We start from the raw sequence: 25,722 nt of genomic DNA on the forward strand, positions 1-25,722 counted from the left end.
TTCCTTAATAGAAGTTGGGTGCAGTGATTTATTGACCTATTTGTAAAATTTCTACGGCTCTCACAACTCTAGCTTTACTGTTAGTGAGGTGTTCGCAAATCGCATCCTTGGCAGATTGGGCATCTCTTTGCGCGATCGCTTTGTAAATCTGACGATGCTCTTGGCGAATTTCTAGTACTTTAGGATTATGATTGGTCGTTCGCAATCGCAGGAGGAACATCTTATCAAACACTTGCTCTAGCAAAGAAACCAACCATTTATTTCCAGAGCTTTCTGCAATGAGATGATGGAACTGAAAGTCCAGTTCTAAAAGCTCTGTAGGTTCCACCAAAATTGGTCGAGCTAGGTTCTCAGCCGAGATTACATATTGTTCCAATTGCTCAATCTCTAGGGTGCTAGCGCGATCGCAGGCTCCAGACACCGAGAGTTGCTCTAGGGCAATGCGACAATCATAGAGTTGGATGACATCTTCGATTGAAAGCGTTGCCACCCGCAGACCTCCACTGGCATCTGCTGTGACGAGCCCCTCTTGTTGCAACTTGCGAATTGCCTCGCGGATCGGCGTACGGCTTACCTGCAAACGTTCAGCCAGTTGGGTCTCAACCAGACGCGCGTTAGGGGCTAGGTCGCCCGAAAAAATATTGGTTCGCAAGACCTGGTAGGTCTGTTCGTGCAAAGATTGACTGCGTTGGATGGTAGACAAACTCAAGGTACAGATTCCTCACTTTCTTGCGTAGTCCTAATGTATACAGTATACATAGTAAATGTCAATTGCTCAAATCTACACTACCTTTCGCAAACCTATGGCGACTCCCATGCTTTCGACCCTCTCAATCAATGGCGATCGCTTCCTTGCCAGTATTGCCACCTTGGCGCAAATTGGTCAACTCCCGAATGGTGGTGTAGAGCGCCTTGCCTATAGCCCAGCGGATATAAAGGCGCGACAGTTGGTGCAGCAATGGATGCTTGGGGCAGATATGCAGGTCAGGATTGATGCAGGTGGAAATATTATAGGGCGCTATGCAGGTAGTAATCCCGATCTGCCTGCGATCGCTACGGGTTCGCATATCGATACCGTACCCAATGCAGGACATTACGATGGAGCCTATGGTGTGCTGGCAGCCCTAGAGGTGATACGAACGTTAAAAGAGAATTCCTTACAACTCAATCATCCCTTAGAAGCGATCGTGTTTGCGGATGAAGAAGGCAGCATGATTGGAAGCAAAGCCATAACGGGTAATATAAACCCAAATCCTGATTCCTATCATCCTGTGGAGGGAACGATTCAAACTTGCTTAGCTAGTATTGGAGGAGATTGGCAAAAGATCGAGACAGCTCAGCGCGATCGCAATGACTTTGCCGCATTTCTGGAACTTCATGTCGAACAAGGCCCCGTATTAGATAGTGCAGGTATCCAGATTGGCGTGGTCGAAGGTGTAGTCGGGCAAAGGCGCTATACGATTACCGTCCAAGGCAGCGCCAGCCATGCAGGAACTACCCCCATGTCCATGCGCCAAGACGCGCTTGTGGCAGCAGCTCAAGTAATTTTGAGCGTAAATCTTTTGGCAAACCTCCCTGGAAAGCAAGTGGCAACGGTGGGTAAAATGCTTGTTAGCCCCAATGCTCCAAATACGATTCCCGCTTTTGTCGAGATGTCTCTAGATGTTCGCGACCTATCCGACCATAACCTAGATGATTTAATTAATTCCTTAGAAAGCGATCTAGAAGCGGTCGCCGCAGCAACCCAGACAAAAATCAGCCTGAAGCCAGTTCTACAGAATCAACCTGCTCTTGCGAGTCCAATCATTCAGACAGCGATCGTGCAAACTTGTCGGGAGTTAGAACTTACTTCCCTGCATTTGCCCAGTCGCGCTGGGCATGATGCCCAAGAGATGGCAAAATTGACAGAGATGGGAATGATTTTTGTCCCCAGTCAAAATGGCGTCAGTCATTCTGAAACTGAGTACACCTCTCCAGAACATTGCGTGCAGGGAGCCAATGTCTTGTTACATACACTTCTAAAGCTAGATCGACAAATCTAGTTAACGTTATGAAAACTACTAATTTTGCCCTGTTAATTCTATCTATGGTTCTCCTGTCAATGCAAACGGTAACAGGAGCCGCCGCATCTGAGTCATGTCCAATTGCTAAAAGCATTTATCGTGATGCTGATGGAAAAGGTTTTCAATTGGTTTTCGGCCCACCACCTCCAAGAAGTCCGTTCCATGCCACCGCTGCGATCGCTCATCCTCAACTAGGACAACTTTATCGGTTTCAAGTTACTCAATCTAGCGGTTATGGCTCAATTTGGTTGTTGGAGCAAGATAGGAGTAATTCAAAGCGTGAAAATAGGTTTTGGATTACTTTTTTCGATCGGGATTTAAAATCTGCGACACCAATTTTTTTAGGACAAGAAACAGAGTCGCCAAGGTATGCCGTTATTGCGGAGTTGGGCAGTCATGATTACTATCAAAGAAGAGGCACGATGACACAAAGCACCCCTCCTTTATTACCAGATGTAATGTGGATTCACGATCGCTGCCAATAGTCTATAGCAGTATTCAAATGAGAAGAGTATAGTTAAAACCTTGCTACAGAAAGGTTTTAACCTACATCCATTGCTTGTTCTGAAGTGAAAATTGCTATAATATGACTAATTTTCTTGGGAGTCGGTTACTTGTCAGTATGTACGCCCAGTAGAACCGCTTTTGGATCGCCATTGGCTTTGTAGATTGCGAACAGCAAATAGGGACATCCGAACATTGTCCCCCCGAAAAAGCTGAGAAAGCCGAATAGAATCCCTTTTGGGGTAAACCCCTCGCGCCACATAACCCAGATTGCCAGCAGGCAGAGAGAAATCAAAAGATCTACGTTGAACTGCGATCGCCAGTCAAGTTTGAGCAGGTCGCCAAAATAGATGGCTGGCCAATTAATTCCCATCGTGATGATGACATAAATTGATAAGGGGAAAATGAGCAGAATGGAAGCAATTAAAAAAGCGCGTAGTAAGGTCATGTTGTTACTCCTGTTTGCCGAATAGCAGACTGATTCTAATTTCACTTGAATTTGCAACGGAGCGGATTTTGGGTTCCGTGCAGAGGGTGGTCTTTATCTAAAAGAACGTGAATTCGATGAACCTCTCCCTCCCAGCCTCCCTCGCCTTTTAGGAGAGGGAGGAGCAAGAAAAAATGGGGTTTTCAAGTCCCTCTCCTGCGAGGAGAGGGGTTGGGAAGAGGTAAAATATAGGGCGGTCGAACACGCGTTACAAGAAGCGTTGCATCATTTTTTAAAAACGGTATGACCTCGGAATGTCATTGTCATCATCGTGCCAAAGAGAGATAATTAAAGCAATTACCTTTGAAGTAATCAAAGTCATTATCTTTGGGATTTTGTCATGCAGCAACGCGCGATCGCTCATACTTCGATTGGGCTCAGTCAACATCAACCAATCACCTTTGGCACATTGCTGAAGCAATGGCGCGATCGACGCAGCCTCAGCCAGCTCGATCTCGCACTTACCAGTCAAGTCTCTCAACGTCACATCAGCTTTTTGGAATCGGGAAGAGCAAAACCTAGCCAGGAAATGGTATTGCAGTTGGCAACCGTTTTAGAGATTCCGCTCAGACACCAAAATCTGCTGCTGAGTGCGGCTGGATTTGCGCCCATTCACACAGAGACCGATCTATCGGCTCCAGAGATGTCATCGGTTTGCAAAGCGATCGGGTTTATCCTGCGCCAGCAAGAACCATACCCAGCGATCGCGATCGATCGCTACTGGAATTTACTCCTGACCAACCATGGAGCCACCCGCCTGCTCAACGCATTCATCGATCCTGAAAAGTTGCAAAGTCGCTTTTGTATTGATGGGAAAATCAATTTGATGCGAGTCGTATTCGATCCGCAGGGGCTACGTCCATTTATGGCGAACTGGGAAGAAGTAGCTGGACATTTGCTTCAGCGAATCCATCGCGAAGCAAGTTCATCAATTGAGAGCGAACAGTCTACCCTATTGTTTGACGAACTCATCAGTTACCCTGGTGCTTCCGATCTCTGGAATACCTCAAGCCGTTACACGCAAAATGATTTGATTCTGACAACTCACCTCAAGCAAAACGATTTGGATTTGCGATTTTTCTCGACGATCGCGACGTTAGGTACTCCCTATGACATCACGCTTCAGGAGATCCGAATTGAATGTCTATTCCCAGCAGATGAGGTAACCGAACGTAACTGGAGCCTTGCCTAAATTTGCAGCCAATGTGGGGCTACCCCCTGTGACCCAGCCTTGTGGTAAATTTGCTCAAAAAATGCTGTAAATTATGAATTCAGTTGCCTTGCACAACCATGACTCAACATATCCGAATTTTGGAAACTGGAGAAATCAATACAGGCGAATGTTTGTTTCGATTTACCGCCCCTGAAAAGATTCCATTTTGGAGAGATTTTGTCCGAAAATCTGAAATAGCTCGACTAGTCCACGAACACGGAGCCGTTTGCTTTGAGATAGATGCTAACTACGATGAGTATTACCATGAGCCAGACGAGGATTTTGGCTGGGGGATCACCTATGGAGAATATTGGGAATTATATCCTGACGATAAGCTAGAAAAACCATTGCCCTGTTGGCAGACTTGGGTTCTGTTTTCTGCGAGTGCGCCCTTTATGCGATCGCTTTCCCAAACTGAAGATCGCGCTCTAATTGCCGAGTGGGATACTGAAGAATGGACTGAAGATTTGGATAGTGGAAAATATCGGTTCTATCTAGCATTGACCTTAGCAACTCAGTTCGATATCGAAAATGACACTCTTCTTGATTTCCAGAAGCCAGTTATCATCAAACCCAGAAAAATCTCACCTTTAGTGATGAGCGATCGCACGGCTTCATTCCCAGTACAAGGATGGCAGCTTGGACAAGATACCACACTCCAGCCATTACCTTATCTTGGACAAACAGCCTTATCTCAATGTGATTGGGATTGGGCTTGGCGCGAACATCCAAGCATCGGACCGATCTATTTAAAAATCTTTGTGGACAAAACATCTACTGAACTAAAAGATTGGTTTGAAAATATTATTAAAACACGATTACCTCAAAACAATTTCTATCCATGCCTGTACATCAATCAATATAAGATCGCTGACGAACTGAGGATTCATTTTGACGATTTAGCCATCACAGAATTGCCCACAAGCGATTTGTATCAATGCATTGAGGTTCTGCAAACACAACGTCAAGGGCGTTTACATCAGGTATATCTTCCAGACAGCACCCATTGCTATGTAGCTAAATCAGGAGATTATCCCTCGGGGTGGCTGTGTTTATATGATGGTCAGATTAGCTTGGTTCGCAATTACCACACACCTGATTTCGATCGGCAATCAATCGATGCCATGCTCTTGACGGCGATTTTAGCGGGAGAGTTGGGTGAGATTTCTTGGGATTTATTTGACGGTGATTATTATTACTTTGAAGCCACAGGAGATGGATTAGATTCCCTACAAACCTATCTCGATCCGAAGTCTGAACCCGATCGCCTGCGTCAGGAATGGTCTCGACTGCTTGTTCGTCATAATGTTGATGCCTCAACCGCAAATAATGCTCAGGAAGCTGCCGCGCTAATTGTCCAGCATTTTCAAGTCCCTCTAACCAAATCAGAGGCGATCGATAATCTAGAAACTTGGCTATGCACGACACCTATTTCCCAACTACCTCGCTATGTAACGCTCACACTACCCAGAGGACTTGGTAGCACCTATCGAGAAGACCCCGACTACGATCGGATTATTTCAGCGAATTCGCGCATCCTGTGGCGATGGTCGTTTGCGTTTGATGGATAATCAACAAGAAATCATTTAAAAGATTTCCTGAAGTTGAAAGATGTTCGCTTACCAATCACTACCCGCACCACCACCATCACTACTACCACCGCCGAAATCACTGGAGGAACTGCCGTAATCGCTACTATAGGAACTATCATAGCTACTGGAATCGCTACTAGAACTGCTATAGCTACTACTAGAATTGCTAGAGATAGAATCGCTGGAACTGTAATCGCCAGAATCACTGCTCGAAAGCATCGGTGTTTCCTGTCGATCGTAAGCAAAGACACAGCCACAAAAATGACAGCTATACACCGTTTGCTTCACCAATCGGACAGAGGTAATCTTTTCTTTTTGTTGGCGATCGCTCTTTTTTTTCTTTTTAGTCGTTTCGATCGCCCTCTCAATGGTTTGCTCAGAAACATCAACCGCATAGGATTTACAATGGGCGCAAACACTCGCACTACTGTCAATGCGTTGGACTAGATAAACCTGTTCTCTCGTAATTGGCAAAGCAAGTTCAGCCTCTCGCCATCCTCGAAATTCCAATTTCCCTAGCGATCGCGCTGAGATTTCCATCGGAGTTAGTACACTTTCTAGCTCTTGCGCTGTAAGTTCTTGGGGTGGTTGTCCTGTGCGATCGCTGCGATAATCCCGATGGCGTTTAAAACTTAGATGGGGATTAATCAAAATTGCCCAAGCAAATGCCACTACAATCGCAACAAGCAACATTACGGTGATTCCATTTTCACCCCAAGCTGTCGTCATGAGAAAGCCAAAAAAGCCACTCAGCAATGCAAGCAATCCTGCTGTCAACAGCGATAGCGCAACTGAGAGCCAAGGCAAATCACGGGCAACAATGCGACTAACCAACATCCCCAAAATCCACCCAATACTCCCAGCCATGCCGAAGACAAGCCAAGTACTCCGATCGCTTTGCCAAAATTCCGCTTCAGGATGCATCAAGACAAATTGCCAAAATCCATAGATTGAGCCAATCCCCAATATCCATCCACCCACCAGTATATTGGTCATTAAGTCAGGGATTTTCCCCTCCCCGCGATCGCTCTTGAGTGTGGAAACTTTAGATAGTAAAGCAGAAAAGGAACAGGTGGCTAGTATCTCAGAAGATGAAAACGCTTTGGTATTAAACCCTTGCATAGGGATGGGTACTTGTACTGGTGTGAAACTCAACACCAGCACTTGAAGCGTGCTGAAGATTGCCCAACCTGCGCCCCCGATCGCGATCGACCAAGGAATCCACACGAAGATCGTCGGCATCCAGTCTGGAAAAATCGTGCTAGGGAGTCGCGCTTCCAATCGTTGCGCGATCGCATTGACTGCTTGAATAATCCCCGTAGCATATTGCTGCTGCTGGAATGCAGGTACAATCTCTTGCTGAATCAAACGACTGACTTCCCCATCGGGCAGGATTTCGCTTAAGCCTTTACCAGTAATGATTTCAATGCGTCGATCGTTCTTGCTCACCAACAACAACACACCATTATTAGCTTCTCTTTTGCCAATGCCCAAGACGTTAAATAGCTTTATGGCAAAAGCACGAGGGGATTGCTCTGTTGCAATTTTTGGGAGGGTAGCGATCGCAAATTCAGCACTAGTTCTGCCCACAAGTTTGTTGATGCGATGACTCAGGTGCAACTCGGTTTGCCAATCTAACAAATCAGCGCGATCGCGAATCCACCCCTGACGCCCCTCATTTTGCTGTGGGCTGCCCCAATCATCAAGCGATTGAGACATAACGCTGGGTTGGATCAGCAGTAGGCTTGTCAGAAAGATCGCTACAAGCAAAAACAATTTCCGATAGAATCGTTGGAAAAAGGTTGGTGCTACTGTCATAAATCTGCTGGCTGCTCTTTGTCTAAGTATAGTAAGCGATCGCCCATCAGTGATTACGATTTTTCAATCGGTGGATGTAGCCCTGCCAAAAGCAACAACCTTTGCATATTCAGAACTCCAGATCGATTCATTAGTATTCACAGAGACGATTGGCGCGTTCTATAATTTGACGTTCCTCTGTGGCAGTGATGTATCGCCTAGACATGGACTGCTTGAGGATGAATCTCTAATTCTTGTTGAGCATTATAGCAAGGGTGCTAATTTACCCGTGCGATCGCAAGTCCAAAAGTTGAAGGCGATCGCTTTCAATCAATTTAAGCCCGATTGCTCTACGTCTTCTTTCAACCAATTTTCTAAACTTTTTAGTGGGAATTCGGGTTCATTAACTAACAATGAAAGAATAAAATCAATTATCTCCTTCTTTCTTGCAATCAGTTCTTTGGTGGACTCCTCAACACATTCAATAATCTTGGCACTCGCTTCTTTCGACATTTGATGAATCTGAATTTTATCCGAAGACATACCTCCAATTGCTCCTCCTATCGACGCTCCAAACAATGCTCCAACTCCAGCTATTGATACTCCAGTTGCAGCCCCAATAGATGCTCCTGCAAGAAATCCGCGAAACCAAAGCCAATTTTCAAACTTAAATTTGGGAATTATACGAGGCGACAAAAATTTCATTAATACATATTCTTCAACTGCAAGTAGCTCCTGAGAATGCAATTCCATTTTAAAGTTGTTAATCTTGCTCAAAAAAGACTTTATTTCTAGAAGCGATACAGCAAAGTTGATTTTGTCAGGGAATTCTTTAAAAGCCACTTCTATTTCTCTACGGAATTCGGATGATATCGTATTTCCAGCTATTACAGAAAACTGCCACTTTATCGTTTTATCTCCTGAAACTGCTAACCGCGAATCTGAAAATTCTTTTGCAAATGTTCGAGCGTGATTAGTCCAGCCTTGAATGAAGTCATCTACATATCTTTCAACTTTGGCATTGAATATAGACTTGAGAGTGTTGATCCATGTCTTATCATTTTTATGAAATTCTTGTTGTTGTGCCTTTAAGTTTGGCAGTTTTGCAAAAATTGTTTCAGCAAGGATACCTCCTCCTCCCAAATCTGTAGCTCTACCTCGCGTAAAATTGACAACCCCACATACCTTCCCAGTTCGTTTGTTAAGTAGCGGTGAACCACTCAAACCTGGTCTAGCGTTCCCATACTTAAATTTTATGAACGGAGGATTATCTCCTGTAATCCCCTCACACTCAAATGTGACTGGAGCACCAGTTTGAAAATCATCAGGGTAGCCAAATGTATAAAATATATCACTCGCTCTAACATCTGTATCTAAATATACACAAGGGAAAGTATTGAAAGGAGAACTTAATCGAAGCAAGGCAATATCAAATGGCTTAGAGTAGAGCTTCTCAATAAAAGCTGTTTCAACTTTGCCTTGATTTTTACAGTAAACTTCAATATAAGGAGAGATTTCTTTCTCCACAACATGAGCGCATGTTAAGATAAGGTTGGGAGCAATGAAAAAACCTGTACCCCAACCAGAACTGCTGAGACTTTTTAGTTTTACAGTACAACTCTCTAAAATTTCTTCAAGTGTTTGGAGCATTTCAAGAACCCTTGTGAGGAGATTGCCACTCTAAAGTAATTTCTAAGTTGGCTTTTCCTGTACCCTTGACCAGAATTGCTGTCAACTGTCCTGATTCAACAGCAATCTCTATGCCAAATTTAACCGTTGCTTTCTGAGGTTTAGCCCTCTGTATTGGTATAGCTACCGCTTGTACAATTCCCTCTAAAGCATCAGTTACCTGCTTAAAAGGCTTAAGATCAAATGAAACATCTTCACGCCCAGTTTTTGCAACTTCAACCCTAATAATAGAACCACCTTCTAGTTGGACAGGTAGTATTTCAGTTCTTGCTTGCTCGAACTCCATAATTTCTTCGTGTAGGTGTTAACGTTAACCCGTTTCAGGATTTTATCATATATTGTTGGTGCTTTTTAAGCAGTATTGTAGGGTGCGTTCATGAAATGAAACGCACCCAATAAATCTACTCGTAACCTTACCTTTCTCCCTGAGATCTCCACACAAATATGTAAGCGATTCTCTCAAACTAGTGGACGATCTTTTGAACTATGGATTGAGTCGTTCTCAAAGGCATTTGAGGTGATAGAATTCCGCGATGATCGACAACATCTGTAAATTTTTAGCAGAAACCTTCCCCACCGACTTTGCCAGTTGGCTACTCGGCAAAGCGATCCTTCTAACCAAACTCGAACCCTCCGAACTCTCAGTGGAGCCAATTCGTGCTGACTCCGTTATATTTCTCGAATCAACAGAAATCATCCTGCATATCGAGTTCCAAACCGAGCCAAATCAAAACATCCCTTTCCGCATGACAGATTATCGACTGCGGCTATATCGCAAGTTCCCCAACAAACAAATTCATCAAGTCGTCATCTACCTTACCCCCAGCCAATCCCCCTTAGTCCATGAGACCAAATTTAACATTGGCAAACTAAACCATGAATTTAGCGCCATCAGATTATGGGAGCAGCCCACCGCAATATTTCAGCAATACCAAGGACTATTTCCCTTTGCCACGCTGTCTCAAACCAGCAACCCCGAAGAAACATTACTACAAGTTGCAAGGCAAATTGAAAATATCCAAGATAAACGGTTACAAAGTCACCTAGCCGCATCGACCGCTATAATATCAGGCATAGCCCTGAATAAAGAAATCATCCAAAGACTTCTAAGGAGCGAAATCATGAAAGAATCAGTAATTTATCAAGAAATACTATTAGAAGGCGAAGCGAAAGGCAAAGCTGAAGGCAAAGCTGAAGAAAGAAACCAAATCGCCCTCAATATGCTGCGCTCCAACATTGCCATCGATTTGATCGCTCAAGTTACAGGGCTAACCCTCAAACAAGTCCAAAAACTACAAAAACTGGCTATACAACAGTCTAAACCAGCTAAGGCATTAAAACCCAAGCGCTCTGCAAAACTCTAATCGTCAAGCTGATCGGACTGCACCCACAGTGTTAGTAAAGGGTGCGTTTTATTCCACGAATGTACCGAAAACGCACCGAGTCAGTTTGAGCCTGTTCTTCTCGCGATCGCCGTATAAAGAATTAATCACTCTTTAGATGTTTCTTCATTTGCCGTGACTAAAGCAACCACAGGCGATCGCTTGCCGATTTTTTCTAACAAAAGGCTCCATTGGGAAGCGATCGCGTCTCGTTGAACGACCACAATGACACCCACTAGACTTAGGGATACGCCAATCCATTGCAACTGTGTCAGGGTTTCTCCTAAAAAGATGCTACTGAAGAGCATGGCGAAGATCGGTGTTAAGAAGATTAAGGCGCTCACGCTGGTGAGATTGCCCACCGAGGCAAGATAAAAGAACATGCCGTAGGTGAGCGCCGTGCCAAATAGCATGGCATAGCCAAGTCCCAACCAATCGCCGTTGCTGAGGTGGGTAATTTGATTGGATTCCCTAAACATGGATAGGGCAAATAGAGGCAAGCCGCCAAGTACCATATGCCAGCCCGTTGCCACAACCGCATCCACATGCTTTTTGACATAGCGAATCGCGATCGTGCCCAAGGACATCGACAAAGCAGCCAATAGCATCAACAATTCGCCACTGTGCAATAGATTTTCGGGTCTGAGAAAATAACCGCCTTGCAGAAAGCTCAGATCGCCATGCAGCAGACTCATCACCCATGCTTCGGGCAAACCGCACAGGCAAATTCCCACAAAGCCGATCGCTAAACCCAGCCAACCCCATAAACCCACGACATCGCCAAACAAAAGCCGCGCTAAAACCGCTACCACCAAAGGTTGGGCGTCGATCAACACAGCTCCCAATCCAGCTCCCGTATTCACCAGTCCCTCTGTCAGGAAACCTTGAAACATCGCGCCATCCACTAGCGAAAACAATCCGATCCAAAGCCATGCTTTCCAAGTTTTGGGTTGCGGCAGCTTGAGAAACAGGGTTAAGGCGAGGATCAAAATACCAGCGGGAACTAGACGAAAGCTTGCCAGAAATAGAGGCGTTGTATCGGGGATAGCAGCTTTCATCGCCACCATTGAGGTACCAAGGAAGAAGAAGGGTGCAATCAGAAATATCGGAGATTTGGCAAGTTCCAGCTTGGCGAGATTGGGTTGCATAGTTTTGAGGGAACGATTTGTATACTGTATACAAAAAATCCTTGGAGCAAATAGTATTTCAGACTACAACTAAAAATGTATGCTTGATATTGCATACTGTATACAGTATGCAATATTTACGTAAATCTCCTAGAAAGCGCTATGGAAGATATAGAACGGTGCTCGATTCGGCAAATACTACTGGCAACTGTGCTGGCAATTTTTGTCTTTCTCCAAGGCACTGCCACGGCGATCGCGGCGGCTGGAAATCAGAGCAATAACCAAGATTTGAACCAATCGGCAACGCTCGTAGCACCAGACAAAAAAATTCAGATTGCGATCTACGCCCAACCAAATGCAGCGTCGCAGAAACGGATTGGCTATGGGCTATCTGGCGATCGCGTGACGTTACTTCAGCAAGTCGGTAGCAATACTGGCAAAACATGGAATCTCGTCCGCTTTGAAAATCCCCCCTATGCCGAGGGCTGGGTCAGCCAAGAGTTTCTGTCCGTACAGAGTGCCAACAGCCCCTCTCAACAGGATGGGCAAACTGGCTACTTTGGCAGCCAAAAACCGCAGAAGGATCTCGCGAAGCAAGGTTTCTCAAGCCAAAAGCGCGACTACAGCAACAATCAAAATCAAAATCAGTAAACTTACACACTAAACTCAAATCTAGGAGCATTTATGATTTCCCCCATGCAAAATATCCCCAAAATACTCGTCGCCCTCGCGATCGCGTTATTACTCTGCTTGAATAACGCTACTATGGTTTCCGCCCATGACTATGGCAAGCAAGGCGCAGCAGAGGCTGCACCAAGCGCCACTTTAACGCAAAAAGGCAATTCCTATCAGCAAAAAACGGACTATTCCAGCGATCGCCAAAAAGACTACAAGCAGGATCGGAGCTTTAAGCAGCAAGAAAGTAGCGATCGGCAAACCCAGACTTCTAGCTACCAACAGGATCAAAGCCCAAAACAGGAAACCACCTATCAACAACAGGATAGCGGTCAAAATAAAACCCAAAAGGAGCAGTAGTTCATGAAGGCGATCCGCGCTGCTTTTCTTGATTTTGTTGGCGATCCTTTTTTTGTGCCTGAGTCAGAGAGCATTCGTTACATTCCTGATGGCTTGCTGGTGATCGACCAAGGCAAGGTCAAAGACTTTGGCACATTTGAGGCATTGCAGGAAAAATATGCTGGCGTAGCGATCGCTTCCCATGAAGGCAAGTTGATTTTACCTGGATTCATCGATATTCACGTTCACTATCCTCAAGCTGAAATGATTGCTGCCTACGGCGAGCAACTATTGGCATGGTTGAACAAATATACATTTCCTACAGAAAAGAAGTTTCACGACAAGGACTATGCGCGTCAGATCGCCTCTTTCTTTCTGGACGAACTGCTCAGGAACGGCACAACCACGGCTGTGGTACTGACGACGATCTTCCCAAATTCCGTAGATGCATTGTTTGAGGAAGCCCAGCGACGGAATATGCGAATGGTGGCAGGGCAAATGCTGATGACACGCAATGCTCCTGATTTTCTGATTAACGACGCTCAAACTGCCTACACACAGACAAGAGAACAGATTCAGAAATGGCATGGCAATGGCAGGTCGCTCTATGCAATTACGCCGCGCTTTGCGATTACTTCTACGGATGAAGAACTGACCCTAGCAGGAAAGTTAAAAGCAGAGTTTCCCGATGTCTACGTGCATACCCATCTTTCCGAAAATCCCCAAGAGATTGAATTTACAGCAAAACTTTTTCCCAACAGCAAAGACTATCTCAATGTCTACGAGCAGTTTGGCTTGGTCGGCGATCGCTCCATCTTTGCTCACTGCATTCATCTAGATGAATCGGCTTTCGAGCGGTTGTCTAAGGCAGGTGCGGCGATCGCGTTTTGTCCGACTTCCAATCTCTTTCTCGGTAGCGGACTGTTTAAGCTGGGTAAAGCCAAGTCAGATCATGGCATCAAAGTAGGGCTGGCGACGGATGTCGGTGCGGGGACAAGTTTCTCTATGCTCCAAACCATGAGCGATGGGTATAAGGTCGCCCAATTGCAAGCAGAAAGTCTTTCGCCCTTTAAAGCTTTCTATCTGGCAACCCTAGGTGCGGCGCAGGCGATTTCTTTGGAAGATAAACTAGGCAGCTTCGATCTTGGAAAGGAAGCAGATTTTGTGGTTTTGGATATGCAGGCTACTCCTCTGATGGCGCTTCGCAATCGCGGCGGTATTCCCCAAGATTTAGAAACCCTTGCCGAACAAATTTTCGCCACGATGATTTTGGGTGACGATCGCGCGGTCGCGGCAACCTATATTGCTGGCGAACGTATGTAGGTTTAGGATGCTTAAACTTCCTTTTTCCCAATTATTCCTAAAAACACTGCTTTTGTGGGTGATTTCGTTATCCTTTGCCCTCCTTTGTTGGACTGCTCCTGTTGCGGCAACGGAAGTCGTTCGAGAGGTCGGTAAGGTAACCCACAGAATTTTTGTGACGACTTTACGCGATCGCGGTCATGGTTCCTTGCGTCAAGCGATCGAGCAAGCCAATCGAAATCCCGAAGATGACGAAATCGATCTGAGTCGCGTCAGCGGTGCGATCGCGTTAAACCAACCGTTACCGAAAATTCGCGGCAATTTGGCGATCGTGGGGGATGGGAATGACACGATCGATGGCAGAGGCAAGCATCGCATTTTCTATATCGAGGATGGTCGCATAGAGATGCAGAATTTGGCGATCGCGAATGGACTCGCAAGGGGTGAAACAGGCAAAGGCACTGCGGGCGGAAGTGCGGGCATGGGTGGCGGCATGTTTATCGATCAAGGTACAGTAAACCTAACCAATGTCGTATTTCGCAACAATCGCGCCATCGGAGGCAATGGCGGACGGGGCGATCGCGCTGTTCCAGACATCAGCAAGAATCAGAACGCAATCCAAAGCAAAAGAGAGCGCTATGACATCAATCGTGGCGCGATCGCAGGTATTCGAGGTATCAGCACCGAGCCAGGATTGGAAGGCATGGCAATTTCCAGTCAAGGGAACAAATATCTCGTCAATCGTGGTGCGATCGCTGGGGTCAGTGGCATTGGTGTCAATGGTATTGGCACGATTGTGTTTGCTGGCGGCGGAGGGTTTGGCGGGTTTGGCAATGCGGGGAATGGCGGTAACGGTGGCAATGCAGGCGCGGAGGGAGGGAACGGCGGTAATGGTGGCAACGGCGGCAATGGTGGCATCGGAGTATTTGGGGTTGGCTCCTTAGCGGGTGTTATTCCAGTTCCTAACTCAGGGATGGGGGATAGCCATTCCCCGTTAAAAAATGGAGGGAAATCTTTGCGGCTTGAGGGAGTTGGGATTGACAGTATCGGCGCGATCGCTTTTGGTGGTGGCGGTGGATTTGGTGGATTTGGCAATGCGGGGAATGGCGGTAATGGTGCAAATGCGATCGCCAAATGTGCGGATGGNGGNANTGGCGGCAATGGTGGGAACGGCGGCAACGGCGGCTTTGGTGGTGGTGGCGGTGGTGGTGGGTTTGGTGGTAGTGGCAATCCTGTAGGAATCGTTGGTAAAAACGGGTCTGGAGGCTTTGCTGCGGGTGATGGTGCTCTGGGCTTTGGTGGGGGGGGTGGCGGTATGGGTGGCGGTATTTTTATCCGCAGTGGTAGGCTGCAACTGCGTAACGTCACGTTTCAAGAGAATATGGCGATCGCGGGGGAAGGAGAGCGATCGGGCGAAGGCAAAGGAGGGGCGATCTTTATGGTCACAAAAGATTTGGTCAATCTAGCGGTTAGCCCTGAAGCACCCCTCGTTACTTCTCTTCAGGATTTACCGCATTTTGCTCGCAACTTTGCTTCCCATGCTGCCAATAGCTTGAACGACAATGCGGATCTATACGGCGCGATCGCGATCGAGGCGAGTAGATAAAGTTCGAGACCTACCATCTCAGCTTCATGAGAATATCTAATAAAATCCTGAATACCTTAGCAATGTGCCAATTATTTTCGCAATAAAAGCAAATTTTTGTGTCTTTTGTATCTAAACGTACAGAAAAAATATAAATTAAGGATAATAGAAATTAATTTTTTAAAGAGAAAGCCATGACTACAACCCATCGCTCCGATACGCGAATAATCGCAAAACATAAGACCAGTATGCTAACTTCTCTCGAACGCCGCCTAGAAGTTGCTAGAGCAATTCGCAACTTACAGCTAGTTGAGCTGTTAGAAGATGAAAGACAAGAGATTTTTGCAGAAGAGATGCAAACTGAAATTTTGAGATCGCCCTTTTCTCAATGGCAATCTGGCTTGACCAAAGTTTGGGATGGACTGATGCAAATTTTTGCACCGAAGTCAGAACTGCAAATTAAGCAGATTTCCGATCGCAGTGGCAATATCTGGTGGTATGCCTTCAACCCTCAAACGGGTCAAAGTGTTTATTGCGATACAGAAGATGAAATGCGTTTGTGGATCGAGACCAACTGATAGAGGGCTTAAGCAGTTTGAACCTGTGGGACTTGCCTCAGGACGAGAAGCGAGTTTGAAGTTCCATGTTAGGCTAAAGTAGCCGTCTCTAGGGTTTGCTCGGTTTCGCCATGATCCTTTAATAGCTCTGCAATCTTTTTGCGAATTAAGAGTCCGGGCTTATCGGTAAACATATGCTGTTCGCGATTGGGAACGAGGGGAACATCGTAGTCCGTCGTTTCTAGAATTCGTTTGTCCTCAAGGGTAACGGCGCGATCGAAGGCGATCGCATCGCGGCTAGGTGTATCCTTCTCTGTGTCGTTGCGCACGCAGAACTGCACCATCTGCGAAGTGCCATCATCAATCGGGGTCATCGTATTGACGACAATATGTACCAGTCCATTGGAATAGGCAATGCGTAATTTGACTGTGAAAGGCATAAACCACAACATATCCAACGTGCGATAGGTCTGTACGGAATCCATTTTTAGGTTTTGTTGTTGCAGTTCGGGATTGACCACACCCAAAACACCATGAGCGTGCAGACCTTCTTTCGTTTCGGTAATTTCTAATAAATCGGGCGTGGGATGGTCTTCACTACCAAAGGTGGTGGTATGCACAAAGGTGGGATGGGCTAGATCGAGTTCGTTTTCCATCACACGCAAACCCGCGCATTTCCAAGGCTCGTAGAACTCGTGAATTAAGCGATAGTCAGTCTCAAAGGCTTCCGCAATTTTAGGGATGTCGGCGATCGGTTCTTCCAAGCATACCCAAACATAGCCATAGGCTTCTGTGCAACGATAGGCATCGATATGCGAAGTTGCGGGGATACCCACACCCTTTAACTGGGGAACGTGCACGCAACTACCCGTGCTGTCAAATTGCCAGCCGTGATAGGGACAAGCGATCGCACCATTCACGACTTTGCCTAGCGACAATTGGGCGGAACGATGACAGCAGCGATCTTTGGCAGCAGCGGGTTTTCCCTCGGCATCGAGCCACAGCACGAGTTTTTGCCCCAGCAGCGTAAAGGGTTTGGGTCCCTCGGCTAGATCGGCTGTGGGAATTACGGGATACCAAAACTTACGAAATACGGGTTGCCTTGTCACTAACATAGGAAAAAACTCTCCAACTTCAATCTAATTACAATAAAAAATTTCAGGAACCATTTGATCGCAGGGAAATAAGAAGTAGGTAAGCAAAAGAAAACTGTAAATGCTTAGTCTAGATCCCCGACTTTTTTTATGACCAACAAAGTCGATTGGCGGTTGCAAAGAAAAAGTCGAGGATCTAAATCTCTAATGGAATGGACCCGCCAAAATCACTTTAGCGAGGGCATCGATCACATCCTTCTCATCCTCTTCTTTTAGGCTTTCGTACCAAAATTGTGTCACCTGCGGATCTTTGCCATAAATGGTGTCTGCGCGTTTGCGAGCTTTCAAAACTAGAGAATTTGTGCGTTCTTTGCGATCGCTTTCATAACGCTTCAGGGCATCTGCCACACCCAGATTGGTCGTAATCAAATAGCGACAGAGAATTTCGGCATCTTCCATTGCCTGACAGCCCCCCTGTCCGAGGGTGGGCGTAGAAGCATGGGCAGAGTCACCCAGCAACACAACGCGATCGCGCACGATTTGTTTCAAAGGATCGAGATCGCTAATTTCGAGTCGATTGGTTTCGAGCGGATTCAGCCGCTCGATCAGATTCTGTATGGGGGTAGCCCAGCCTGCAAACAGTTGTGCCAATTCGGCTCGGCGATCGCAGGGCTCCACCACCGTACCCTTGGGCATGGGCGCACCAAAAAAGAAATAGAAGCGATCGCCTCCGATGGGCATCATGGAGGCGCGTTTGCCTTCCCCCACGTAAATCCCCCAAACATCTTTGGGAGAAATATCGGGACTAGCTTCGACCAAACCGTTCCAGTTCACATAATCGGCATAGCGTGGCTCTACCTCCCCTCCATTTACATAGGTACGTAAAAGGGAATGAATACCATCGGCAGCAACAATCAAATCTGCGGTAGTGCGATGGCCATCTTCAAATAGAGCGGTAATGCTCTCCGTATTCGCTTCTACTCCGATACATTTAGACTGGAGCCGCACGTTTTCTTCGCCAAAAGCATTGAGCAAAATTCGTTGCAAGTCGGTGCGCGAAACGGGATAGGGTCGCTGTCCAACGCGATCGATCAGAGGATTTAAATCAATGTGACTGAGGAGTTCGTTGGTATGGCTGCGATATTCCATGCGATCCATGCGTCCGCCAATCGATGCGAGCGCATCGCCAAGACCCAACCAATTCATCACTTTCACGCCGTTTGACCATAGCGAAATCCCCGCCCCTGCGGGTCTTAATTCGCTGGCTTTGTCGTAGATTTCGACAGCATATCCCATGCGGCGCAGTGCAATTCCCGCCGTTAAGCCGCCTATACCCGCACCAACGATCGCGACCTTGAGATTGTACATGGACTCATTTGTATACTGTATACAGAATACATACCAAGACTATATCAATGATTCTGTACTGGTAGCTACAATTATTTCTGGTATTTTGATTACTGTATACGGTATACAGCAAAGAACTCTATGTCAGGTAAGCTTACAACCCATGTTTTAGACACAGTTCGTGGCCGCCCTGCTGCCGAGATCGCGATCGAATTATGGGCGATCGATCCTGCCACCAATCTCTCTACACCGATCAAAAGTGCGATCACTAATGCGGATGGACGTGCCCCCTTGCTCGCTGATGGCAATCTAAAAATTGGTTGGTATGAATTAATTTTTGAGATCGGCTCCTATTTTTCGGAATTTTACGAACCCGATACCTTAGCGTTTCTCGATCGCGTTCCGATTCGGTTTGGGGTTGCCAATTCTGACGCCCATTACCACGTTCCTCTCCTGATTTCCCCTTGGTCTTACAGCACCTATCGCGGCAGCTAGTTTATTTTCGCTTTCCCACACTATGTCCTACACCCTGACACAACTCAACCAGATGGATCGAGCGGTATTTACCGATGCTTTAGGAGCAGTGTTTGAAGATACCCCGGCGATCGCGGAACGAACCTGGGATAAACGCCCGTTCCAAAGCATCTCGGAATTGCATGCAGCCACGATCGATGTTGTAGATACCCTGAGCCCATTCGAAAAAATGGCACTGATCTGCGCCCACCCCAGCCTAGGCGATCGCGTCAAAATGGCAGAAGCCTCTGTCCTCGAACAATCGAGCTTGGGTTTAAATCGGTTGTCTCAAGATGAATACAATCTCTTTCAGGCACTTAACAGAGCCTATCTCGAGAGGTTCGGCTTCCCTTTTATCATCGCAGTCAGGAACCATTCCAAAGCTAGCATTCTGGAAGCTTTTGAACAGCGCTTGCAAAACTCTGCTGAAACCGAGAAAGATCGAGCGCTCAAAGAGATTGCCCAAATCGCTTGGTTTCGACTCCAAGATTTGATTCCTCTTAATCCTCCTTAAAGAAGAGAATTAATTCTCCCCCCTTCTGTAAGGGGGCTGGGGGGGATCGAGACCCTAAAGCAAAGACAGGCAAGACTATTGGGAACACTTTAATTCCCCATCTATCCCTAATTCAATTTCACATAACTTTGTTATCTATTCCTGATTTCCAATGGTCAATGACTTCTATCCCAGAGATTTAATCGGCTACGGTCGTCGTCCTCCCCATCCCCAATGGCCGCACCAAGCCCGTATCGCCCTTCAATTTGTGATCAACTACGAAGAAGGTGGTGAAACCTGTATTCTTCATGGTGACAGCGCTTCCGAAACTTTCCTGTCTGAAATTATTGGTGCGGAATCTCTTAAGGGAATGCGCCACATGAATATGGAGTCAATGTACGAATATGGCAGTCGCGCAGGATTTTGGCGATTGCATCGCCTGTTTACCCAGCGGCAGATTCCCGTTACAGTCTATGGAGTCGCCATGGCACTGGCACGTAATCCCGAAGCCGTTGCTGCCATGCTGGAAGCGGATTGGGAAATTGCCAGCCATGGATACCGCTGGATTGACTATAAATATTTACCCGAAACCCTAGAACGCGAACACTTTCAGAAAGCGATCGCCATTCATACCCAAGTCACAGGCAGTCGTCCCCTCGGTTGGTATACAGGACGTACCAGTGCCAATTCTCGTAAGTTTGTGATGGAAGAAGGTGGCTTTCTCTATGATGCCGATAGCTATGCCGACGATTTACCCTATTGGGTTCACGATCGGGTGCAGGAATCCAGTAAACCCCACCTCGTCATTCCCTACACGCTCGACAACAACGATATGCGCTTTGCTACAGCACAGGGATTTAACAGCGGCGATCAGTTTTTTGCCTACCTGCGCGATGCGTTTGACGTTCTCTATGCCGAGGGAGAAACCGCTCCCAAAATGATGAGTGTGGGATTGCACTGTCGCCTCGTTGGCAGACCAGGTCGTGCTGCCGCTTTAGCCCGTTTTCTCGATTACGTGCAAAACCACGAACAAGTCTGGCTCTGTCGTCGCATTGACATTGCCCACCACTGGCACGCAAATCACAAGCCTGTGTAAGCTCAAATCTTCTATGGAGAAGAGATATGCTCAATTACAATGCTTAGAAATCGCCATCTTTTTTCTTCTTTTTCTTTTTTCCCTTCTTGCCTGAGCTAACTGAGCCAAAACCCTTGCCAGCAGGTCGTCGAAGAGCAGAGATTTGCCCGATGACAGCAATTACATCGCGATCGATGTCTTGCTTTCGCTGCTCTCGTATCAATTTAATATAATCTGGCTCTTTAGCAATCAGCTCCTCTGGCGAAAAATCAGACTCTTTTTTCAGCCCGAACTTCACCTGAGCCGCAGGCCAAGATCCAGTCAAAAACTCATCAATCTCGCAGTTTTCAAATACCTCCGCCAGTAATGCGGCTTCTTCTACAACTTCCAACTGAATCAGCTTATCGACCAACGTTGTATTGAGAGTGCCATCGTCTTGGTTTCGATAATTTCGCAATTGCTCGACGATAGCTTGCACGCAAGCTTCACGACACTCTGGATGTGCCTGTGCAATCGATTCCAACCCATTTGCTGCCGTCGTTTGCACCCATCGGTCTTGAGTGACTCCTGACATAAGTTTTACCAATGGCGCGATCGCGATCGCACCCACCTCTCGACTGAGACCATATATCTCCTCATGCAAAAAATCGTCATCGGGGAACTTCTGCAACAGTTCTAGATAAAGAGTCAAGGCGGCTTCTGGATCGAGCTGAGCCAATGCCCGTAATGCATGAATAAAGTAATCTATTGACTCACAGTCCAGTGGCTCTTCATCACAGCTCAATCGGATCAGATCGGGTATATCTGCTTTAGTCAGCCCGAACTCTGTTGGGTAATCAATCCACCGATCGTTCCAAGCGGTAGGCTCCTTGATGAACAAAAGCTGTGCTACTGGGTTTTCGTAGGTATGAGAATTTGTCATGGGTTAGAGTATGAATGGGGTGAGGGGTGAGAGTTTAGGACATAGATTAGGTCTGCTCTTGCAACTTTCCCTTTTTAGGGATATCAATCACGATTATATAATTATTCTCTCGCAGATTTGTCGTTCTGAAGCGCTGTTATGAATGGGAAATCTGCATGAGCGATCGATTTTTGTTCTTCATAACCGAGGAGTGTAATCCGATCGCTTATAAAATCATAGCGAATCGATTTATGCTCAAATTCTGCCCATGCCAGCTTGAAATTTTGTTCGCCTAGATCGCGGGAAGCCACGGTTACATGGGGAACAAAAGCACGAGTTTTCGCCTGTAGATCGACCAGATTCATCGTTGTTTCAAGATGTTTGGCGAGAGCGGTCTGCATTGTCAGGAGTTCTGGAGACTTGACCGCCACATAAATCACACTAGGCGCAAAGGCAGAAAATCCAGATAGCGTGATGGGAACGGAATAGCGGCTAGAAGCGAATTCTTCTAGATGTTTCGTTAAGGTCGAGACATCTTCAGTCGAACCATCTAGTGGAAATTCAAAGGGAGGTTGTAAGGTGATATGAGGTGGCGAATTAAGGGCAGCTCGACTTTGGAAGCGATCGCGAAAATCTTGCCTAATCCGATCGATCCCAGCTTCGATAGGCTCAGGCAGAAGTAGAGCAATAAAGAATCGCTGTTTTGATGCTTCAGATTTAGGAACATCAGACATAAGGAATTCTCAGCTAGGCTTTACGAGCCAATGGTTTGCTTGGGCGAATAGCGGGTGCAGGGAGTAAATTCGCAAAGGCTGGATCGCGATCGCCCAGCGTTTCATAAAAGAAGAAAGAAAAACCTTGAAAATTGCGATCGCGGGTTGCCTTAACCTGACTTTCAATCAATTCCATCGCCACATTTTGAACGCGTAAACCCGCTAAAACCCCAATTCCGACAGGAATCTTTTTGCGAACCTCTCGTAATTCAGGACTTTCTAACTCATTCACAAATTCAGCCAATTTGGAACGATAGACCTGTACGATCAGTTCGTTGATAAATCCCAGATCGACCCAGCGATACCAATCTTGGAGATAGTGTTGGTAAGAGAAGGCTCTAGGATTAGGAGAGAGAGAAATCAGGCAATTAGGTTTGGTGGTTTTGATCGAGGCGAATATCTTCACCATTAGATTCGTGACGAAATGAGAACGCCAGCGCGTCCATTCTGGATCGTTGATATCTTCGGGGGGGCGTTTGCCTTTGTGTTCTTTTTGATAGAGTGCGATCGTGTAGTCATCGTAGCCAAGCTCAGCAGGCATCCCAAAATGATCGTCAATTTGAATGCCATCCACATTATATTTGGTGACAACTTCCATAATTAGATCGACGAGTAGTTTTTGCACTTCAGGTCGTAAAGGATTGAGCCAAACAAAACGATGTTGACCGCGATCGCCATAAACAAACACCTTGGAGCCATCCTTGCGACTAGTCAACCATTCGGGATGCAGCCTTGTGAGTTCGGCTCTCTCTTCAGACATTAAGCCAAACTCAAACCAAGGAATTACGGCTAGTTTCTGCTCGTGACCCAGTTCGATCGCTTCTGCTAACATATCTCGCCCCTGCAATTCTGGAATCGGAGAGACTGCTTTGCCATAGGTATTCTCAGCTACCACACTAGGATAGAGGGTATATCCCTCGTGCCAAACCGTGGGATAAATTGTATTGAAATTGAGGCGTTTTAGGCGTTGAACTGCCTGACTGAGTTTATCCCGCGAAAATAGAACATCACTATCCACATTGGTCAGCCATACCCCTCTTAGTTCCGACGCGGATTTGGCTACTGGGGCTGGAGGTTGTGCCGCCGCCAAAAAGAAGGAATTAAAAAAGGGAAGGTTTGTCATAAGCGCGATCGCTAAGCCCAAACAGAGCGAAACAAGCGATCGTAAAGGTCTCTGCCAAGTTTTTGTGTGAAATTTTTTCATCGTGATTAAGCCTAGCAAACCCTGAATTGACGAATTTCAGAGTTCTCCTTATTTCTATAAAGATCTGAGTTAGCACTTTACCTCGAAGGGTGTCGTCATGCAAGATTTGTGTGCCTGCAACAAAAAACGAAAATCACGATATAGATGCGATCGTAAATGAGTTTCAATTAATTTGTAGCGCAGGCATCTTGCCTGCACGAACCCAAAAACTACACTTACGTTCACAAACGATATAGATGCGATCGCCAATGCCTGTAAACAAGGATAATTAAATTTATTTGTTGGCTTATGGACAATCTTGTTAAACTCTTAACCCTTGCCTTGCTGAGCCAAACAGGCGAACAGGCAAGTTTAAATCCGAGACTGCGACAAAATCATAACCTGCACCAACTTCCCGACCAAGTGCAGCGTTTTGTCAATGTGCTTCAGCTTGGAACCTACGTGCGTCCTCATCGTCACCTTCGAGGAGAAGGTAACAATGGGTTTGAATTATTTGCCGTGCTTCAGGGGGAACTCGGATTGCTAGTTTTGGATGAGACTGGGCAAGTGCAGCGTTATTTTCGCGTGGGAGGCGATCCATGGGGATTGGAATTGGCAGAGGGTGTATATCATACACTGGTGGCACTTCAGCCTAATACGGCGATTCTAGAAATCAAGGAAGGCCCCTATAAACCAACCTCAGATAAGGATTTCCTCCCAAACTTTCCTCTAGAGGGCACGAAGGAAGCATCAGAACTCGTACAACTTTGGGTAAAGTACTTTTTGTAAGACTCTTTGAACTTTGCCTTATGTTTTGCGTCTAAACGCTTTTGCAGTAGGCTCGAAATTTTGTTCGTGAGGAAATTGCTATATTGGAAGACTGGGGATATTTTTGCCTGACATTGCGTCATGAAATCGCCAATCGAACCAGTTGTTACTCACATGAGTTTTATCAATGTTGGGGCGCTAATTATGAAAAAAACACTTTTGCTCAGTTTTATTTTGCTAATCGCTGCTTGCGGTAGTGATGTACCATCGCCAAATTCTTCTCAAGGTCAAACTTCATCCCCTATTGCACTGACGCCATCGACAATACCAACGACTGCGTCAACAGGTATATCTACAACACAGCCTAATGTGGATATTCAATCGGCAAAGGTAACCGAAATTTTAGATGGGCAGCAGGTATTTATTCGCGATCGCCAAGCAGCCGTTGATGATATAGCTAAATTGCAAGAGCAAGTCCGAACGGGCGAGTCCCGTGCTGAACTGCTGTTTAACAATGAAGCGATCGCGCGCCTCAGTAAAAACTCGATTTTAACTGTTGGGCAATGTGGTGCGCAGCTCCAGAGGGGCAGCGTCTTGATCAATGGAGCCGTCTCAGCATGTACATCCTCGATGGTCGCAGCCGTGCGCGGTACAACCTACTTACTGGAAGTTGACGAACAAGGAAACGATCAGATTCAAGTGTTAGAAGGTGAAATAGAAGTTACGCGCAGAGACGAACCCAAAGCACAGCCCCAAGTAGTCAAAGGTGGAGAAAGATTTCGTGTCTTTAGGCAACAGAAAAGGGTAGAACTTCAAAAAATTTCACAGTCAGAATATGAAACTTTGTTGAACAGTCCTTTAGTGAAAGGGCACAAACGAGAGTTACCTGGTCGAGAAAAAGTTAGAACCAAGTTTCAACAACTTTTCCCTAACGCCAAACCAGTTCTAGAAAGACGCAATGATTTGAGAGGCGACGCGAAAAAATCCGAGCAAAAAGAAGACAAAAAAGACAGAGGTAAATCAGAGATTCGAGGGCGAAACAACGAACGTGTTGACGAGTTAAACTCTAATTCTTTAGAGCGCAAAAAAGAAGATGCTGAGAAATTTAACCAGCGAGATAAGTATCGCGATCGAGGAGAAGACCGACCTCAAAAAGCAGGAGAAACTCGTGAAAACGAACCTCGAGGCAAACGATAGTTTTGAAAACTTCTGCCTGTTACATTATAGTAGGTAGACAGCTTTCAGTTTTTGATTGCCGATAAA

The 25,722-nt window shown here is 46.2% G+C and carries 25 protein-coding genes; 14 read left to right on the forward strand and 11 right to left on the reverse strand.

What is annotated here, in order from left to right:
- Positions 1–28 precede the first annotated feature (28 nt).
- Positions 29–709, reverse strand: coding sequence for a GntR family transcriptional regulator (locus tag ACP2WE_RS16245; RefSeq protein WP_425216593.1), 681 nt, complete (start codon positions 707–709; stop codon positions 29–31).
- 94 nt (positions 710–803) lie between these two features.
- On the opposite strand from ACP2WE_RS16245, the gene ACP2WE_RS16250 reads away from it, so the two are divergent.
- Positions 804–2,042 carry a Zn-dependent hydrolase gene (locus ACP2WE_RS16250; protein WP_425216594.1) on the forward strand — a complete coding sequence of 413 codons (1,239 nt, stop codon included), beginning with the start codon at positions 804–806 and terminating at the stop codon, positions 2,040–2,042.
- An 8-nt stretch (positions 2,043–2,050) separates the two neighbouring features.
- A complete protein-coding gene (locus ACP2WE_RS16255) occupies positions 2,051–2,548 on the forward strand; it encodes a hypothetical protein (protein ID WP_425216595.1) in 498 nt (165 codons plus the stop codon).
- Positions 2,549–2,673: 125 nt separating this feature from the next.
- Here ACP2WE_RS16255 and ACP2WE_RS16260 read toward each other — a convergent pair whose 3' ends face one another.
- Complete coding sequence (locus tag ACP2WE_RS16260) at positions 2,674–3,015, reverse strand: hypothetical protein (RefSeq protein ID WP_425216596.1); 342 nt, start codon at positions 3,013–3,015, stop codon at positions 2,674–2,676.
- Between the two features lie 379 nt (positions 3,016–3,394).
- Here ACP2WE_RS16260 and ACP2WE_RS16265 point away from each other — a divergent pair, with 379 nt between their 5' ends.
- A complete protein-coding gene (locus ACP2WE_RS16265) occupies positions 3,395–4,246 on the forward strand; it encodes a helix-turn-helix domain-containing protein (RefSeq protein ID WP_425216597.1) in 852 nt (283 codons plus the stop codon).
- 98 nt (positions 4,247–4,344) lie between these two features.
- The gene (locus tag ACP2WE_RS16270) at positions 4,345–5,838 is read left to right on the forward strand and encodes a hypothetical protein (protein WP_425216598.1); all 1,494 of its coding nucleotides are present in this window, start codon (positions 4,345–4,347) and stop codon (positions 5,836–5,838) included.
- A 48-nt stretch (positions 5,839–5,886) separates the two neighbouring features.
- On the opposite strand, the gene ACP2WE_RS16275 is transcribed toward ACP2WE_RS16270, so the two are convergent.
- From ACP2WE_RS16275 to ACP2WE_RS16285, 3 genes are all read right to left on the reverse strand, one after another.
- Positions 5,887–7,677, reverse strand: coding sequence for a TPM domain-containing protein (locus tag ACP2WE_RS16275; RefSeq protein WP_425216599.1), 1,791 nt, complete (start codon positions 7,675–7,677; stop codon positions 5,887–5,889).
- Positions 7,678–7,986: 309 nt separating this feature from the next.
- Entirely contained in the window at positions 7,987–9,306 is a 1,320-nt protein-coding gene (locus tag ACP2WE_RS16280; RefSeq protein WP_425216600.1) for a S1 family peptidase, read from the reverse strand.
- A gap of 1 nt (position 9,307) precedes the next feature.
- Positions 9,308–9,631, reverse strand: coding sequence for a CU044_2847 family protein (locus ACP2WE_RS16285; protein ID WP_425216601.1), 324 nt, complete (start codon positions 9,629–9,631; stop codon positions 9,308–9,310).
- 247 nt (positions 9,632–9,878) lie between these two features.
- Between ACP2WE_RS16285 and ACP2WE_RS16290 the strand changes: the two genes are divergently transcribed.
- Positions 9,879–10,709: an Rpn family recombination-promoting nuclease/putative transposase gene (locus ACP2WE_RS16290; protein ID WP_425216602.1), complete on the forward strand. Its 831-nt coding sequence runs from the start codon at positions 9,879–9,881 to the stop codon at positions 10,707–10,709.
- 125 nt (positions 10,710–10,834) lie between these two features.
- Here the strand turns inward: ACP2WE_RS16290 and ACP2WE_RS16295 are convergent, their stop codons facing one another.
- Positions 10,835–11,875 (reverse strand): DMT family transporter, encoded by a 1,041-nt coding sequence (locus ACP2WE_RS16295; protein WP_425216603.1) that lies wholly within the window; start codon positions 11,873–11,875, stop codon positions 10,835–10,837.
- Positions 11,876–12,016: 141 nt separating this feature from the next.
- Here ACP2WE_RS16295 and ACP2WE_RS16300 point away from each other — a divergent pair, with 141 nt between their 5' ends.
- The 4 genes from ACP2WE_RS16300 (at position 12,017) to ACP2WE_RS16315 (ending at position 16,333) form a co-directional block, all read left to right on the forward strand.
- Positions 12,017–12,505: a hypothetical protein gene (locus tag ACP2WE_RS16300; protein WP_425216604.1), complete on the forward strand. Its 489-nt coding sequence runs from the start codon at positions 12,017–12,019 to the stop codon at positions 12,503–12,505.
- Positions 12,506–12,538: 33 nt separating this feature from the next.
- Entirely contained in the window at positions 12,539–12,889 is a 351-nt protein-coding gene (locus tag ACP2WE_RS16305) for a hypothetical protein (RefSeq protein WP_425216605.1), read from the forward strand.
- 3 nt (positions 12,890–12,892) lie between these two features.
- Positions 12,893–14,191 (forward strand): guanine deaminase, encoded by a 1,299-nt coding sequence (guaD, locus tag ACP2WE_RS16310; protein WP_425216606.1) that lies wholly within the window; start codon positions 12,893–12,895, stop codon positions 14,189–14,191.
- A gap of 1,758 nt (positions 14,192–15,949) precedes the next feature.
- Positions 15,950–16,333 (forward strand): hypothetical protein, encoded by a 384-nt coding sequence (locus ACP2WE_RS16315; RefSeq protein ID WP_425216607.1) that lies wholly within the window; start codon positions 15,950–15,952, stop codon positions 16,331–16,333.
- A gap of 68 nt (positions 16,334–16,401) precedes the next feature.
- Here the strand turns inward: ACP2WE_RS16315 and ACP2WE_RS16320 are convergent, their stop codons facing one another.
- Together ACP2WE_RS16320 and hpxO are read right to left on the reverse strand one after the other, a co-directional pair.
- The gene (locus tag ACP2WE_RS16320; RefSeq protein WP_425216608.1) at positions 16,402–17,427 is read right to left on the reverse strand and encodes an aromatic ring-hydroxylating dioxygenase subunit alpha; all 1,026 of its coding nucleotides are present in this window, start codon (positions 17,425–17,427) and stop codon (positions 16,402–16,404) included.
- 183 nt (positions 17,428–17,610) lie between these two features.
- The gene (gene hpxO / locus ACP2WE_RS16325) at positions 17,611–18,774 is read right to left on the reverse strand and encodes an FAD-dependent urate hydroxylase HpxO (protein ID WP_425216609.1); all 1,164 of its coding nucleotides are present in this window, start codon (positions 18,772–18,774) and stop codon (positions 17,611–17,613) included.
- Positions 18,775–18,894: 120 nt separating this feature from the next.
- On the opposite strand from hpxO, the gene uraH reads away from it, so the two are divergent.
- From uraH to puuE, 3 genes are all read left to right on the forward strand, one after another.
- A complete protein-coding gene (gene uraH / locus ACP2WE_RS16330) occupies positions 18,895–19,248 on the forward strand; it encodes a hydroxyisourate hydrolase (RefSeq protein WP_425216610.1) in 354 nt (117 codons plus the stop codon).
- Positions 19,249–19,270: 22 nt separating this feature from the next.
- Positions 19,271–19,780 carry a 2-oxo-4-hydroxy-4-carboxy-5-ureidoimidazoline decarboxylase gene (gene uraD, locus ACP2WE_RS16335; RefSeq protein WP_425216611.1) on the forward strand — a complete coding sequence of 170 codons (510 nt, stop codon included), beginning with the start codon at positions 19,271–19,273 and terminating at the stop codon, positions 19,778–19,780.
- Between the two features lie 151 nt (positions 19,781–19,931).
- Positions 19,932–20,855 (forward strand): allantoinase PuuE, encoded by a 924-nt coding sequence (gene puuE / locus ACP2WE_RS16340; RefSeq protein ID WP_425216612.1) that lies wholly within the window; start codon positions 19,932–19,934, stop codon positions 20,853–20,855.
- A gap of 43 nt (positions 20,856–20,898) precedes the next feature.
- On the opposite strand, the gene ACP2WE_RS16345 is transcribed toward puuE, so the two are convergent.
- From ACP2WE_RS16345 to ACP2WE_RS16355, 3 genes are all read right to left on the reverse strand, one after another.
- Complete coding sequence (locus ACP2WE_RS16345) at positions 20,899–21,756, reverse strand: hypothetical protein (RefSeq protein WP_425216613.1); 858 nt, start codon at positions 21,754–21,756, stop codon at positions 20,899–20,901.
- 101 nt (positions 21,757–21,857) lie between these two features.
- Complete coding sequence (locus ACP2WE_RS16350; protein WP_425216614.1) at positions 21,858–22,469, reverse strand: 2'-5' RNA ligase family protein; 612 nt, start codon at positions 22,467–22,469, stop codon at positions 21,858–21,860.
- A 13-nt stretch (positions 22,470–22,482) separates the two neighbouring features.
- Positions 22,483–23,712 carry a glycoside hydrolase family 10-like protein gene (locus ACP2WE_RS16355; protein WP_425216615.1) on the reverse strand — a complete coding sequence of 410 codons (1,230 nt, stop codon included), beginning with the start codon at positions 23,710–23,712 and terminating at the stop codon, positions 22,483–22,485.
- 288 nt (positions 23,713–24,000) lie between these two features.
- On the opposite strand from ACP2WE_RS16355, the gene ACP2WE_RS16360 reads away from it, so the two are divergent.
- Together ACP2WE_RS16360 and ACP2WE_RS16365 are read left to right on the forward strand one after the other, a co-directional pair.
- Entirely contained in the window at positions 24,001–24,480 is a 480-nt protein-coding gene (locus tag ACP2WE_RS16360) for a WbuC family cupin fold metalloprotein (RefSeq protein WP_425216616.1), read from the forward strand.
- Between the two features lie 183 nt (positions 24,481–24,663).
- On the forward strand, positions 24,664–25,656 hold the full coding sequence (locus tag ACP2WE_RS16365; RefSeq protein WP_425216617.1) for a FecR family protein: 993 nt from the start codon (positions 24,664–24,666) through the stop codon (positions 25,654–25,656).
- The last annotated feature ends 66 nt before the right edge of the window (positions 25,657–25,722 follow it).

This window comes from Tumidithrix helvetica PCC 7403 (assembly GCF_965232925.1).
In the GTDB taxonomy this organism is placed as follows: domain Bacteria; phylum Cyanobacteriota; class Cyanobacteriia; order Pseudanabaenales; family Pseudanabaenaceae; genus Tumidithrix; species Tumidithrix helvetica.